General features: G+C 40.5%; 9 protein-coding genes. 4 read left to right on the top strand and 5 right to left on the bottom strand.

Annotation, left to right across the window (positions count from 1 at the left end; translation table 11 throughout):
* Window positions 1-189: 189 nt before the first annotated feature.
* Genes Q4600_RS03665 through sdhC form a run of 4 tightly spaced genes read right to left on the bottom strand, consistent with a single transcriptional unit; the run spans window position 190 to window position 3,412 of the window.
* A complete protein-coding gene (locus tag Q4600_RS03665; RefSeq protein WP_102528515.1) occupies window positions 190-897 on the bottom strand; it encodes a succinate dehydrogenase iron-sulfur subunit in 708 nt (235 codons plus the stop codon).
* 11 nt (window positions 898-908) lie between these two features.
* Entirely contained in the window at window positions 909-2,675 is a 1,767-nt protein-coding gene (sdhA, locus tag Q4600_RS03670; protein ID WP_102528516.1) for a succinate dehydrogenase flavoprotein subunit, read from the bottom strand.
* Window positions 2,676-3,023, bottom strand: coding sequence for a succinate dehydrogenase, hydrophobic membrane anchor protein (gene sdhD / locus Q4600_RS03675; RefSeq protein ID WP_303514106.1), 348 nt, complete (start codon window positions 3,021-3,023; stop codon window positions 2,676-2,678). It abuts the gene before it with no gap.
* A complete protein-coding gene (gene sdhC, locus Q4600_RS03680) occupies window positions 3,017-3,412 on the bottom strand; it encodes a succinate dehydrogenase, cytochrome b556 subunit (RefSeq protein ID WP_102528518.1) in 396 nt (131 codons plus the stop codon). The genes sdhD and sdhC overlap by 7 nt, the downstream gene beginning before the upstream one ends.
* Before the next feature lie 416 nt (window positions 3,413-3,828).
* Here sdhC and Q4600_RS03685 point away from each other — a divergent pair, with 416 nt between their 5' ends.
* Window positions 3,829-5,115, top strand: a complete 1,287-nt coding sequence (locus Q4600_RS03685) for a citrate synthase (RefSeq protein WP_102528519.1) — start codon at window positions 3,829-3,831, stop codon at window positions 5,113-5,115.
* A gap of 1,815 nt (window positions 5,116-6,930) precedes the next feature.
* On the opposite strand, the gene Q4600_RS03690 is transcribed toward Q4600_RS03685, so the two are convergent.
* Window positions 6,931-7,374, bottom strand: coding sequence for an N-acetyltransferase (locus Q4600_RS03690; protein WP_303514102.1), 444 nt, complete (start codon window positions 7,372-7,374; stop codon window positions 6,931-6,933).
* Window positions 7,375-7,843: 469 nt separating this feature from the next.
* Between Q4600_RS03690 and Q4600_RS03695 the strand changes: the two genes are divergently transcribed.
* Genes Q4600_RS03695 through Q4600_RS03705 form a run of 3 tightly spaced genes read left to right on the top strand, consistent with a single transcriptional unit; the run spans window position 7,844 to window position 15,319 of the window.
* Window positions 7,844-8,926 carry an efflux RND transporter periplasmic adaptor subunit gene (locus tag Q4600_RS03695; protein ID WP_241906435.1) on the top strand — a complete coding sequence of 361 codons (1,083 nt, stop codon included), beginning with the start codon at window positions 7,844-7,846 and terminating at the stop codon, window positions 8,924-8,926.
* Window positions 8,927-8,936: 10 nt separating this feature from the next.
* A complete protein-coding gene (locus tag Q4600_RS03700; protein ID WP_303514101.1) occupies window positions 8,937-12,212 on the top strand; it encodes an efflux RND transporter permease subunit in 3,276 nt (1,091 codons plus the stop codon).
* Window positions 12,209-15,319 carry an efflux RND transporter permease subunit gene (locus Q4600_RS03705; RefSeq protein WP_303514098.1) on the top strand — a complete coding sequence of 1,037 codons (3,111 nt, stop codon included), beginning with the start codon at window positions 12,209-12,211 and terminating at the stop codon, window positions 15,317-15,319. Before Q4600_RS03700 ends, Q4600_RS03705 begins: the two co-directional genes overlap by 4 nt.
* Window positions 15,320-15,359: the final 40 nt, after the last annotated feature.

Below are 15,359 nucleotides of genomic sequence, written 5' to 3' on the forward strand. Positions count from 1 at the left end.
GATACACGTGCTTCGCCATAATCATAATTACGATACCTAGTGCACCGCAATCGAATCGTATCTAACTATATAATTTTATAGAATTAAATACAAAGGTCTTCCTAATACACACAAAAAGCCATCCTCAATGATGAAGATGGCTCTCATCAAGAGCTATTTAAGCGATAATCCAAGCTCTACACTGTGCATTTATACTGCTCGCTTCAGAAGCATTGACTTAATATGGCCAATAGCTTTAGTTGGGTTTAGCCCTTTAGGACAAACATCAACACAGTTCATAATACCGTGACAACGGAATACACTGTAAGCATCGTCTAGACCAGATAAACGTTCTTCAGTCGCAGTGTCGCGGCTATCGATTAAGAAGCGATATGCATGGAGTAAACCACTTGGCCCGATAAATTTATCAGGGTTCCACCAGAATGATGGACAAGCAGTAGAACAACAAGCACACATGATACATTCATACAAACCATCTAGATGAGCACGCTCTTCAGGAGATTGTAAATGTTCACGAGCCGGAGTTTTCTCATCATTGATAAGAAACGGCTTAATTTTTTCGTACTGAGTATAGAACTGAGTTAGGTCGACGATTAAATCTCGTACCACAGGCATGCCTGGTAAAGGACGAATTTCAATTTTCTTACCTTTGAAGGTAGAAACAGGCGTGATACACGCAAGACCGTTCTTACCATTCATGTTAACGCCATCACTACCACAAACACCTTCACGGCATGAGCGTCTAAAAGATAACGACGTGTCTAACTCTTTCAGCTTCATCAGTGCATCCAGTACCATCATATCGGTACCTTCTTCCACTTCTAAGCTGTAATCCTTCATATAAGGCTTAGCATCTACATCAGGATTGTAGCGATAAACTGCAAATTCCAATTTCATCTCAACGACTCCTAGTAGGTACGCTTGATAGGCGGGAATGCGGCACGAAGCTTAGGCTCCATGTTTACTTCTCGCTTAGTCATTTGTTCAGTTTCAGGGTCAAAGACACTGTGACATAACCAATTTTCATCATCACGGTCTAAGAAATCTTCACGTGAATGCGCACCACGGCTTTCTGTACGGAAGTTAGCAGCGTAAGCTGTCGCAATTGCGGTTGCCATTAAGTTATCTAGCTCTAAACATTCAATACGTTGAGTATTAAATTCTGAAGAGTTATCTGACAACTTAGCATTCGCTAAACGTTCACGGATCTTCTTAAGCTCTTTAAGGCCTTCAGCCATTGCATCGCCACTTCTAAATACAGAGAAGTTAAGTTGCATACATAACTGTAAGTCTTTGCGAATAACGGCAGGATCTTCACCATCTTTATTGCTTTCCCAGCGATTAAGACGATCAAGAGATGCAGAAATTTGCGCGTCAGAAGGCGCTTTAGGGTCAGCTGTCTCATCTAGGGCTTTACCTAAATGTTGACCTGCTGCACGACCAAATACCACTAAATCAAGTAACGAGTTACCACCAAGGCGGTTTGCACCGTGTACTGATACACAAGCAATTTCACCTACAGCGAATAAACCCACGATATCTTGTTCAGTGCCATCGTTGTTTTGACGAACAACTTGACCACTAACTTTAGCGGGTAGACCACCCATCATGTAATGACATGTTGGCAATACAGGGATTGGGCCATCTGCTGGATCAATATGCGCAAACGTACGAGAAAGTTCACAAACACCAGGGAGACGTGCTTCTAATGTTTCTTTACCTAAGTGATCAAGCTTAAGTAAACAGTGCGGGCCTAGTGGACCATCTAATCCACGACCTTCACGAATTTCTGTCATCATTGAACGCGCAACAACGTCACGAGAGGCTAAATCTTTGGCGTTAGGTGCATAACGTTCCATGAAACGTTCGCCATCTTTATTTAAAAGATAACCACCTTCACCACGACAACCTTCAGTTACAAGTACACCAGCACCAGCAATACCCGTAGGGTGGAACTGCCACATTTCCATGTCTTGCATCTGAACACCAGCGCGCATTGCCATACCAACACCATCACCAGTGTTAATGTGAGCATTAGTAGTAGAAGCGTAAATACGCCCTGCACCACCTGTTGCTAAAATTGTTGCCTTCGATTTGAAGTAAACAATTTCGCCAGTTTCGATTTCAATTGCAGTACAACCCACAATTGCGCCGTCATCGTTTTTAACTAAATCTAATGCATACCACTCAGAAAACACTTCAGTTTTGTGTTTTACATTTTGTTGGTATAAGCAATGAAGCAAAGCATGACCTGTACGGTCAGCTGCAGCAGCAGTACGTGCCGCTTGTTCGCCACCAAAGTTCTTTGATTGGCCACCAAACGGACGTTGATAGATAGTGCCGTTTTCAAAACGAGAGAAAGGTAAACCCATTTGCTCAAGTTCGATAACCGCTTCTGGACCTGTCTTACACATGAATTCGATAGCTTCTTGGTCACCGATAAAATCAGAACCTTTAACAGTATCGTACATGTGCTGTTCCCAGTGATCTTCATGCGCATTACCTAGTGCAACGGTGATACCACCCTGCGCAGATACGGTATGAGAACGTGTTGGGAACACTTTAGATAAAAGCGCACAGCTCTTACCTTCTTTTGAAATTTGTAAAGCCGCTCGCATGCCAGCGCCACCAGCGCCGATCACTACTGCGTCAAATTCGCGTACTGGAATAGCCACTTAAACACCCCACACTATGATGATGCCTGCAGCAAGATAACAAAAAGCTGCTACGACAAATACGAACTGAAGTAGTCCACGTACTGAAACGTTTTTCACGTAATCAGTCAGAACTTGCCAAATACCAATCCACGAGTGAATTAATACAGCAACAAGTGCCAATAAAGTGAATACTTTCATTGGTAAGGTACTAAAAAGACCATACCAAATTTCGTAAGTTAAAGGGGCGCTACATGCAATAAAACCAACCATAAAAATGGTATAACAGGTTAAAATCACGGCACTCGCACGGATTAAAATAAAGTCATGAACACCGCTGCGTCCAAGGCTTGCTGCATTGGTTACCATACCCAAATCCCCACAATGATTGAAAACGCCGCTGATAGCACAAAGGCGATTTTTGCTGATGCTAAGCCTGAGGCTAATTCTTCCCAACGGCCGGTATCCATAATCAGATGACGTAAGCCAACGATTAAGTGATAACCCAACGCAGTAAGAATTCCCCAGATAACAAACTTAACCAGCAAGTTATCAAAAAGAGATTGTAGGCCAGCGAAACTCTCAGGCGATGCTAAAGATTCATTTAGCATCCAAATAAGAATACCGACAGCAAACAGCATGATGACACCGGATACGCGGTGAAGAATTGACGCAATCGCTGTTGCAGGAAAGCGAATGGTCTGTAGGTCTATATGGACAGGTCTTTGCTTTTTCACGTTCTGCTCACTCAGCTCCATTGAGCATTATTTTTATTATTCATCTTGCTTTGCTTCCATTTGATACATGAAACTACTTATGTAAACAAATTGTTGAAAGTTAACAGACTACTATCAAACACTTAACTATTTGAGAAATCACTAATTTAGCTAGGTACAAAAGGATTTCAAAAATGTGATGTTTGTCGCCCTTTGTGGGCGAGGCCAAGTATACTCAAGCCCATTGTCAAATACAAACGTCACACTATGCAAAATTTGTTTTTTTGCATTTTTTTTCTTTCTAGGCCAACGCTGGCAAGGCGTCTAGCAAGGTTTATACCATGGTCTAATAAATTTAAACGCTTATTTAAATTGAAATGTGATCACGATTCACTGTAAAGTAATGTCCGCTTAACATGCCGCACTCACAGAAAAGAATGAAGTAAGGAGAACGGGGTATGGCTGACAATATAGCCAAATTAGAGTTACCGGGGAACGATTCAATCGAATTGCCAATCAAGCAGGGAACTGCTGGTTTTGACGTAATCGATATCAGTAAATTAGGAAAGACAGGTCATTTCACTTTTGATCCTGGTTTTCTTGCGACAGCCTCTTGCGAGTCTGCGATTACTTTCATTGATGGTGAAAAAGGTGTGCTTACACACCGTGGCTATCCAATTTATGAGTTAGCTACTGAATCTAACTATTTAGACGTTTGTTACTTGTTGCTATACGGTGAATTACCAAGCAAAACTCAGTACGAAGAGTTTGTATCAATGGTAAAAAACCACACAATGGTTAATGAACAATTAGCTTCTTTCTTTAGAGGCTTCCGTCGTGATGCACACCCAATGGCAATGCTTTGTGGCGTTACTGGTGCATTATCTGCGTTCTACCAAGATTCTCTTGATGTAAATGATGAAAAACATCGTGAAATTGCGGCTTTCCGCCTCGTTTCTAAAATGCCAACGATTGCAGCAATGTGCTACAAGTATTCAATTGGCCAACCTTTCGTCTATCCACGCAACGAACTAAGTTACGCAGGTAACTTCTTGTCGATGATGTTTGCTGTTCCTTGTGAAGAGTACAAAGTTAATCCAGTTGTTGAAAAAGCAATGGATAGAATCTTTGTATTACACGCAGATCATGAACAAAATGCATCAACTTCAACAGTTCGTTTAGCCGGTTCATCAGGTGCTAACCCATTTGCATGTATTGCAGCGGGTATCGCTTCACTATGGGGTCCAGCTCATGGTGGTGCTAACGAAGCTTGTTTGAACATGCTTGAAGAAATTGGCAGTGTTGACCGCATTCCTGAGTTTATTGCTCGTGCGAAAGACAAAGCTGATCCGTTCCGCCTAATGGGCTTCGGACATCGTGTTTACAAGAATTTCGACCCTCGTGCAAAAGTAATGCGTGAAACTTGTCATGAAGTTTTAGCTGAACTTAATGTTCAAGATCCTCTACTAGACGTAGCAATGGAACTTGAACGTATTGCATTAGAAGACGAATATTTCGTATCTAAGAAACTCTATCCAAATGTTGATTTCTACTCAGGGATCATCATGAAAGCAATCGGTATTCCTACGAGTATGTTTACAGTGTTATTCGCACTTTCACGTACTGTTGGTTGGATTGCACATTGGAAAGAAATGTTAGACCAACCAGGTCACAAAATTAGCCGTCCACGCCAGTTATACACTGGTTCTGAAGACCGTGATTTTGTCAGCTTAGATAAACGATAAATCTTTATCGTTTAATAAAAAAGCGCCTTAATGGGCGCTTTTTTTATGCATAACTTTTGCGAACATTTATTATAAACATCTGCATGAAGCTGTTGCATACAGCAGTTTGAACCAACATCATTTATAGTAAAACTAGGGCGTACAATGAATTGATCAAAGGCAAGCCTCTATATTCTCAATAAAGGTTATTCGTCTTTGACTTGCTCTCACTTATAACCATCTCACTTACAACCATCACACTTTAGCAATCACACTTTAGCAATCACACTTTAGCAATCACACTTATAAGAATCACACCACTAAATTAGTTTATCTATTTCAACAGCTCTATTTTTGTAGATCTATTTCAGCACAGCTAATACAGCTCCACTGCAACAAAACCAACAAAACCAACAAAACCAACAAAACCTAACCCCCTACTTATTAACTACTTACATCCAAATATATCTATGAGATTAATAGTGCTTAGCCTTGGATTAATTAGTTTTCAATTGCAGTTTAAAAGCTTAAAACAACCCGTTAACCTTTTCCGATGTAGTTATAACGCCGCATATCGCCTCAATACAAAACGTTAAGTGCGTGAGCCCTATCTATTAAAAAGCCATTAAAAGAGCTAGAACAAGAGCTAGAACAAGAGCTAGAGCAAGAGCTAGAAAAATAGAGTTAACGAATAGCTAAAGTGATAAATACTTGGTTTGCTCTTAAGGTCACTCCCATAACTACACATCATGAGTCTCTAGTTAAGAGCGGTATGAATACGCTAAGTAAAGACAGCAAAACTCACATTACCAATAGCAAAATCATGTATCACCAAACGCCAACATCCATATTACCAATACTAATAAAGGACATACCAAACCAAAAAACCTAACTGACCAATTCACAACCTTTATAACAAACAACAAATTAAATAATGAATGAATATTCACCAAAAAGATAAAAAATCATAGCCATAAACTGCACCATCTTGGTAATTTCGGCCTTAAAAACGACGTTATAAACGTAATGTTTATTCTATTTGGTTATAAGAATGTAATCATAATTATAAAAATGCTCTTAGTCATGGCAGTAAATTAAAAGTCTGCATTTTTTTATACCTAATTAGAAATAGAAAAATGTCGTCATTGAAATAAGCGATTAAAAATTTAAGTTGAGATTTTAACGGCTTTTGCGCAATTTAAGTGCAGAACGCTCAGTATTAGCGCACAAAAATAAATGATTAAAAATTCAATTATTTTTTTAAAAAGTGAAAATAGTTTCTGTAACGGCCTTTAAATTGGTATTTTGCTTTAAAAATGAGCAATAAACTCTATACGTTATAGCACTAGTTCCATAGCTAACCAGTAAGATGGTGAATTTAATCACCAACAAACTGACTAAATAACTCACCGAATAAGCCGTGAACGCGATTTTATCTATAAACCCAGCTCAAAAAAAGCAAAGACTCCCAAATACGGAAGTCTCATTAGAGTGTCTTTAACTCAGCTTGGCTTCTACTTAAAATCGGATTAGTTTTAGTTTAAATGATTAATCAGCAGACCAGGTTATATTCACTATTACTGATTAAGTATTGGTAAGTACAATTAGATTAAAAGTGGATTACTTTTTAATCGAAACTCAAGTTTACTAATTCGCTTTGATGTAAACAGCAGATTTTACAGGCTTGGCGCTACTATTATCGCATTGATTATTTAACTAACTTCCCATAAAGCATTACGTTAAGCCAAACATTGCAAAGCTAATGCCTGCCTTAACCGGAATAACGATTTTCAGCACGTAAGTTCTAATTTATATACGTTAGCCTGATAACGCCAATTAAAATGCTTTTGTATAGTGATCAAAAGCGGTGGTTTTGATGTAGCCAAGAGACTCATATAAAGCCTTAGCCACATCATTATCTACAGCAGTAGCCAATTTAACGGTACTAGCATCAGTATATTGCGCAAACAAATCCACTTGCTTGAGTAATTTATTAGCCACACCTTGTTGTCTTGCGGCTGTCGCAACAAACATGTCGTTTAAAATCCACATTCTCTTCATCGCAACAGATGAAAACGTTGGGTAAAGCTGAACAAACCCTAAACCCTCACCTTCTTCATTAGTTGCAATAAAAATCACTGAGTCACTCTCGATTAAACGTTCTTTAATAAACTTTTTACATTGCTCTATGTTTGCAGCTTGCCCATAAAATTGACGATACTCATCGAATAAGGTTGTAACCAAATTTAATTGCTCAATCGTTGCTTGAATGATCTTCAAAACAGTCTCCTTATATCTGCAGCCATATTAATGTTGGCTTTATATTGTCACTAATGATTTAACACAAGCTATGACTCAAGCTTTGCCAAACAAATGACAGTAAGTCTTAACATCTGTTTGATTTCCTTTAGATAGTTAACTTACCTGAAAAGTTACACAACGTCAGCCCAAACTGAATAAATTTCGATCAGAGTTACATTTGTCATTCACACCAAAAATTAAACATTTTCACTACATAATAATATTAACTATGCCTAAACAAGTAACCGCAACAACCTAAGCGCTTGATATTTAACAACAATAAAAACTGGCACAGTTAGTGCTTTGTTAGTTGAAATTAAACATTAGTTACAAATGATAACGTGACGTTTACAAGTTAACCTTTCAGACTTAACTTTCTCAAGCGTCATTAATTCAAAAATATTGAACTGGCAGGTACCCCATGGATAGGTTAATCAGCATGAAAAAAATGACAATCCCACTACTTTGTATTGCAGCACTGACTTCAGGTTTAAGTGGTTGCACTGGTCAAGAAGAAGAAACTAAAGAAGAAGAAAAATACGCCGTCCCGGTAGAAGTTTCACAAGTCACCCAGGGTAATGTGTCTTCATTTTATAGCACGACTGCAACACTGGAAGCGCCAGAAGAAGCCCATGTCGTTACTCGAATTGCGGGCTTAATTGAAGAAATTAACGTTGAAGAAGGTGATCGCGTCACTAAAGGACAGGCTTTAGCAACCATAGATGCTAAACGTCAGCACTACGATTACAAACGTTCGCAAGCAGAAGTTCAGATCATTGAACAAGAATTGAATCGTTTAAAGCAAATGAAAAACAAAGAATTTGTCAGCCAAGATGTAATGGCCAAATTAGAGTTCAACCTACAAGCGGCTATCGCGCAGCGTGATTTAGCAGAGCTACATGTCATAGAAAGCCAAATCGTGTCACCCATTGATGGCATCGTAGCCATGCGACATGTGAAGAAAGGCAATATGGCTAAAGAGTTTGAAGAACTATTTTATATCGTCAATCAAGACGAACTTCACGGCATTGTTCACTTACCAGAGCAGCAATTAACCAGCCTGCGTTTAGGTCAACAAGCTAAAATCAGCAATCAGTATTCAAACAGTGGCAAGCAATCAACAGCCAATGAAATTATTGCAAATGTGCTGCGTATTAGCCCGATTGTCGATGCACAAAGTGGCACATTTAAAGTCACTATCGCCATTGATAATACTAAAGCAAACCTTAAAGCAGGCATGTTCACTCGCGTAGAGCTAAAATACGACACTCATGAAGATGTGGTAACAGTGCCTTTCAATGCCATTATTAATCAAGATGATACCCAAGCCTTGTATGTTATTGAAGATAACACAGCAACCCGCCGCGAAGTACGCCTAGGGTATCGTGAAAAAGATAAGGTCGAAATAATATCAGGGGTTAACCAAGGAGAGCAGATCGTTATCCGTGGCCAACAGAACCTCAAAGATCAATCATTAGTTGAAATTATTACCCCGCTTTCTTATGCCAAAAACAGTCTAAACGCTAAGTAAGGAAGACATTATGTCATTGATTAATACCTCGGTTAAACGTCCAGTTACCGTGTGGATGTTTATGCTCGCCATAATGCTATTTGGCATGGTCGGGTTTACACGCTTAGCAGTCAAATTATTACCTGATTTAAGCTATCCAAGCGTCACAGTGCGCACCGCTTATGATGGCGCAGCGCCTGTAGAAGTGGAGCAACTCATCTCGAAACCGATTGAAGAAGCAGTCGGTGTAGTTAAAGGCTTACGTAAAATCAGTTCTATTTCACGCTCAGGCATGTCAGATGTTGTGCTTGAGTTTGAATGGGGCACCAATATGGATATGGCAAGCCTTGAAGTGCGCGAAAAAATCGACACTATTGAGTTGCCATTAGACATCAATAAACCATTACTACTTCGCTTTAACCCTAATTTAGATCCGATAATGCGTTTAGCTTTGTCTGTACCTGATGCAAGCGAAACCCAGTTAAAAAGCATGAGAACCTTCGCAGAAGAGGAACTTAAACGTCGTCTTGAAGCGCTTTCTGGCGTCGCTGCGGTCAGGTTATCGGGGGGGTTAGAACAAGAAGTGCATATTTTGTTAAACCAACAAAAACTGCAGCAATTAAATCTTAATGCCGATGACATCAAACGTCGTATTAATGAAGAAAACATCAATTTATCAGCGGGTAAAGTGATTCAAGGTGATAAAGAATACCTAGTTAGAACCTTAAACCAGTTTAACTCTCTTGAAGAACTACGAGATGTCATAGTTTATCGTAACGGCCAAACCTTGATCCGTTTACGAGAAGTGGCAGACATTGTCGATGGCTATAAAGAGCGCAGTGATGTCACTCGTATTGGTGATGTAGAATCTATCGAATTGGCTATCTATAAAGAAGGCGATGCCAATACGGTTTCTGTGGCGCAGAAAATACAAGCAGAGCTGAATAACATCAATGCTGAATCTGAAGAAAACCAGTTAAAAGTCATTTATGACCAATCTGAGTTCATTCAAAGCGCGGTGAGTGAAGTTACCGCAGCAGCATTATTTGGTAGTTTGCTTGCCATGTTGGTAATTTATTTATTTTTGCGTGACATTATTGCCACCTTAATTATTTCAATCTCGATCCCCTTCTCTGTCATCGCCACATTTAACATGATGTATTTTGCTGAAATCAGTTTAAACATTATGTCACTGGGTGGTATTGCCTTAGCTATTGGCTTATTAGTCGATAATGCGATTGTGGTATTAGAAAACATTGACCGTTACAAAGCCCAAGGCTTAGCAAGGCTAGATGCTGCTGTAAAAGGCAGTAAAGAAGTGGCAGGGGCGATTTTTGCCTCAACGTTAACCACGCTGGCCGTATTTGTTCCCCTTGTTTTTGTAGACGGTATTGCAGGGGCACTTTTCTCTGACCAAGCCTTAACTGTAACTTTTGCTCTTTTAGCTTCACTGTTTGTAGCGTTAACCGCCATTCCAATGCTGGCATCACGCCAAGGCTTTACTCAATTACCTGAAGAAGTCACTGAAGCGCCAAAAGCAAAACCCACGACAACAAAAGGTAAGATTGGCTATTACGCAGCGATGATACTTGGCTTTCCTTTTAAAGTACTACTGAGCTATTTACCTAATGCCCTACTGAACTTTGTCATTATCTTCACGCGATTCTTCTCGTGGTTATTCAGTCTGGTAATGCGTCCATTAAGTGCAGGGTTTAATTTTTTCTATCGCTTTATTGAAAGAATTTATCATGGTGTTTTAAAGCATGCCATGTCTCATAAAGTCGTCACAGTCGTCATCGCAGTTATGTTAACTCTTGGCGCAGGAAGTTTATTCCCGAGATTAGGCGTTGAGCTTATCCCACCGATGAACCAAGGTGAGTTTTACGTCGAAATCCTTTTACCACCAGGCACAGCAGTACAAAAAACTGATGCAGTACTAGAGCAACTCGCCTATTCAATCAGTGACAACGAAGATGTTAAGCACACCTTTAGCCAAGCGGGGAGTGGTGGCTTGATGACTTCAGATACTGCCCGCGGTGGTGAAAACTGGGGACGTCTTCAAGTGGTACTAGAAAACACGCACGCTTTTGACAGCGTCGCTGGCACTTTACGTGAAACAGCAAGACGTATTCCGGCATTGGATGCAAAAATTGAGCACCCTGAGTTATTTAGCTTTAAAACACCATTAGAAATCGAGCTGTCTGGTTATGATTTAGCTCAGCTAAAACACAGTGGCGATCAACTCGTCTCAGCGTTGTCGCAATCAAACCGATTTAGCGATATCAATACTTCACTTCGTGATGGTCAACCTGAGATCAGTATCCGTTTTGATCACGCACGGCTAGCTGCACTTGATTTAGATGCGCCAACAGTTGCGAGCCGTATCGCCCACCGCGTTGGCGGCACGATTGCCAGTCAATATACTGTGCGCGATCGCAAAGTGGATATTTTAGTGCGCAGCGAATTAGCAGAACGTAACAACATTGAGGATGTTAATGCATTAATTATCAACCCCAATAGTGAACATGCTATACCACTGAGCGCCGTTGCTGACGTATCGCTACAAGTTGGTCCATCGGCGATTAACCGTGTCAGCCAACAACGTGTGGCTATTGTGTCGGCAAACTTAAGTTATGGTGATTTAAGTGAAGCGGTAAAGGAAGCGCAGCAAATCCTTAATCAACAGCAGTTCCCCTCTTCTATCCAAGCGCGCTTTGGTGGCCAAAACGAAGAAATGGAACACTCTTTTGAGTCATTAAAAATCGCCCTTATTTTAGCGGTGTTCCTCGTGTACTTGGTGATGGCGAGTCAATTTGAATCCTTGTTGCATCCACTATTAATCCTAGTGGCAGTGCCTATGGCAGTTGGCGGAAGTGTGATTGGTTTGTTTATCACTGGCACCCATATTAGCGTGGTGGTGTTTATCGGATTAATTATGTTAGCCGGTATTGTGGTCAATAACGCCATTGTATTAGTCGATAGAATTAACCAGTTACGTAAAGAAGGCATCGAGAAAGATCAAGCCATTAGCACAGCTGCCAAATCACGTCTTCGTCCAATCATGATGACGACCTTAACCACCACACTCGGTTTATTACCGATGGCAATTGGTGTCGGTGATGGTAGTGAAATTCGAGCGCCAATGGCAATTACTGTGATATTTGGCTTAAGTATGTCAACCATGCTGACCTTACTTGTTATCCCTGCCCTGTATGGCATTTTTGATAAAAAAGATTATCAACAAAAGGCTTCGGAACAGTCGAACTCTGATGCGACCTCTACACTTACTACGGAGGGTCAGTCATGAGTCAAGAGACTAACACAGAGCAACAAGGTTTCAGTATCACAAGGCTCGCGATTAAAAGACCTGTGACCACCAGCATGTTCTTTCTTGCTATTTTATTATTTGGAATGGCATCAAGTCGCTTGCTGCCACTGGAAATGTTCCCTGGTATCGACATTCCACAAATACAGGTCAATGTGCCATATAAAGGCTCAACACCTGCTGAAGTGGAGCGTGATATCACTCGCGTCCTCGAAGAGTCTTTAGCCACCATGAGCGGAATTGAAGAAGTCCGCTCAAACTCTTCTCAAGATGGCGCCAACATTCAGCTGAATATGAAATGGGGTGAAGATGTCGCGACAAAAAGCCTTGAAGCCCGTGAGAAAATTGATTCAGTAAGGCATTTACTGCCTAAAGATGTCGAGCGCGTCTTTATTCAGCAGTTTTCAACTGCTGATATGCCAGTGCTTACCATTCGTATTTCAAGTGAGCGTGAATTATCCAATGCATTTGATTTGCTGGATAAACAATTACGTAAACCCCTTGAGCGAATCGAAGGCGTGTCGAAGGTCACCTTATATGGCGTTGACCAAAAGCAGATTGAAATTCGTCTTGATGCTGATAAGTTAGCCGCATCTGGGATTAACCCATCAGAACTGAGACAACGTCTGCAACTTGAAAACTTTGTTATTAGTGCGGGAACGGTTCGTAACAATAACCAGGTATTTCAGGTGTCGCCTAAAGGTGAGTTTTTATCTTTAGAAGATATCAAAGCGGTTAAACTCAATACCAACACAACCCTTGGCGATATTGCTTCGGTTAAATTTACTTTGCCAGAACCTTTTGAAGGTCGTCATCTAGATCAAAAATACGCTGTGGGTTTAGATGTATTTAAAGAATCTGGCGCTAATTTAGTCCATGTTTCTGAACGTGTATTAAAGGTAATTGAGCAAACTAAGCAAGATCAACAATTCCAAGGCATTAAGCTATTTGTGATGGAGGACCAAGCTTATGGCGTTAAGTCTTCACTGCAAGACTTATTAATCTCGGGCTTAATCGGTGCCTTCTTATCTTTTGGCGTGTTATACCTGTTTTTACGTAACTTAAAAATGACCTTGGTCGTGGTATCGTCAGTACCCATTTCAATTTGTATGACTCTAGCTGGTATGTATTTACTGGGTTACAGCTTAAATATTCTATCAATGATGGGACTGTTATTAGCGGTGGGTATGCTGATTGATAATGCGGTTGTGGTTACCGAAAGCGTATTGCAGGAAAAACAACGCAATGGCTTAACAGGCCAAGAAGATACTAAGCCTCAATGTCAAAAAGCAAACGAATCTGCTGTTCTCACAGGCGTTGAAAAAGTTGCTTTGGCCGTACTTGCCGGCACTTTAACTACAGCTATTGTATTTTTACCGAATATTGTTGGCGTTAAAGTTGAACTGACTATCTTCCTTGAGCACGTAGCTATCGCCATTTGTATTTCACTTGCGGCTTCATTATTGGTGGCGAAAACCCTAATACCACTAATGCTGACCAAATTGCACTTTGAAATTGAAACCGAAGAAAAAGAATCCAGACTGCAGCGTTATTATCAGCGCAGTTTGACCTGGGTATTGGCCCATTCAAAAATCTCAGGGGGATTAGCAGTATTGATACTGGTTTCAACTGCCCTGCCTTTGAATTTAGTTAAACAAGATCAATCTGATGGCGAAGGAAATGACCGTTTATATATCAATTATCAATTAGAAGGTCGACATAACCTAAAAGTCACTGAAGCGATGATTAACCAAATGGAAGACTACCTTTATGGCAATAAAGAAGCTTTCATGATTGATTCTGTGTATAGCTACTATTCAGCTGACAGTATTCAAACCACTATTTTGCTGCAAAAAGACATTGAAACTCCAATGTCAGAACTAAAGAAAACCATTCGAGAAGGTTTTCCTAAGTACGCCGCAGCTACGCCACAGTTTGGCTGGGGAAATGAAAACTCTGGTTTAAGGATCACTTTAACGGGCCGCTCTACCTCTGAGTTAATTACCTTAAGCCAGCAAGTAGTCCCGTTACTAAGTGCTATTGAAGGTCTAGAGGATGTCCGCTCAGAAGTGAATGCTGCCCAGCAAGAAGTGATTGTGACTATTAATCGAGAAATGGCCGCTCGTTTAGATTTAAAACTCAACGAAGTTGCCTCTCACATTTCAATGGCATTGCGTGGAACCCCGCTGCGCTCATTTAGACATGATCCAAACGGCGAGTTACGTATAGAGTTAGCTTACGATAAAAGCTGGCAACGTTCTTTAGAACAACTAAAACAGCTGCCTATTATTCGTCAAGGAGAGCGCGTCTACAGTTTAGATAACTTAGCTGAAATAACCATTCAGCCACGCTTTGACACTATTAGGCATTATAACCGTCAAACCGCATTATCTATTGGGGCAAACGTTAACGAAATCACTACCGAAGAAGCCCAAGAACAAATCGAAAAAGTCATGCAGAATGTTAATTTTCCTTATGGATATGACTACAGCCTGCGAGGCGGTTTTCAACGTCAAGATGAAGACCAATCGATTATGGCGGTTAACATGATTTTGGCATTAGCCATGATTTACATCGTAATGGCAGCGCTATTTGAATCACTGTTGCTTCCAACTGCGATTATCAGTTCGATTTTGTTTTCGATTACTGGGGTGTTTTGGGCATTATGGATTTCAGGCACACCAATGTCAGTGATGGCCATGATTGGTATCCTAATCTTGATGGGAATTGTAGTTAACAACGGCATTGTGTTGGTCGATCAAATAAACCAAATGACACCAAAATTAACTGACCTGTCAGCTACGATTAAATCAATATGTATTACCCGCTTACGTCCAGTGTTAATGACGGTAGCAACTACGGTATTAGGGCTAGTTCCATTAGCTATGGGCGACACCCAAATTGGTGGCGGTGGGCCACCATACTCACCAATGGCAATAGCGATTATTGGTGGTTTAAGTTTCTCAACTGTCACCAGTTTGTATTTGGTGCCTTTGTGTTACCAAGCCTTATACCGAATCCGTTATCAATCATCTGTTAAATTAGGTTTAGCTGACAAACGGGCTAAAAAACTGCTACCTTGGACTTAATAAAAGGATAAATAGGCCAAACTGCTCCATTAAATGGACA

It is taken from the genome of Shewanella sp. 2_MG-2023, assembly GCF_030548905.1.
Classification (GTDB): Bacteria; Pseudomonadota; Gammaproteobacteria; order Enterobacterales; family Shewanellaceae; genus Shewanella; species Shewanella electrodiphila.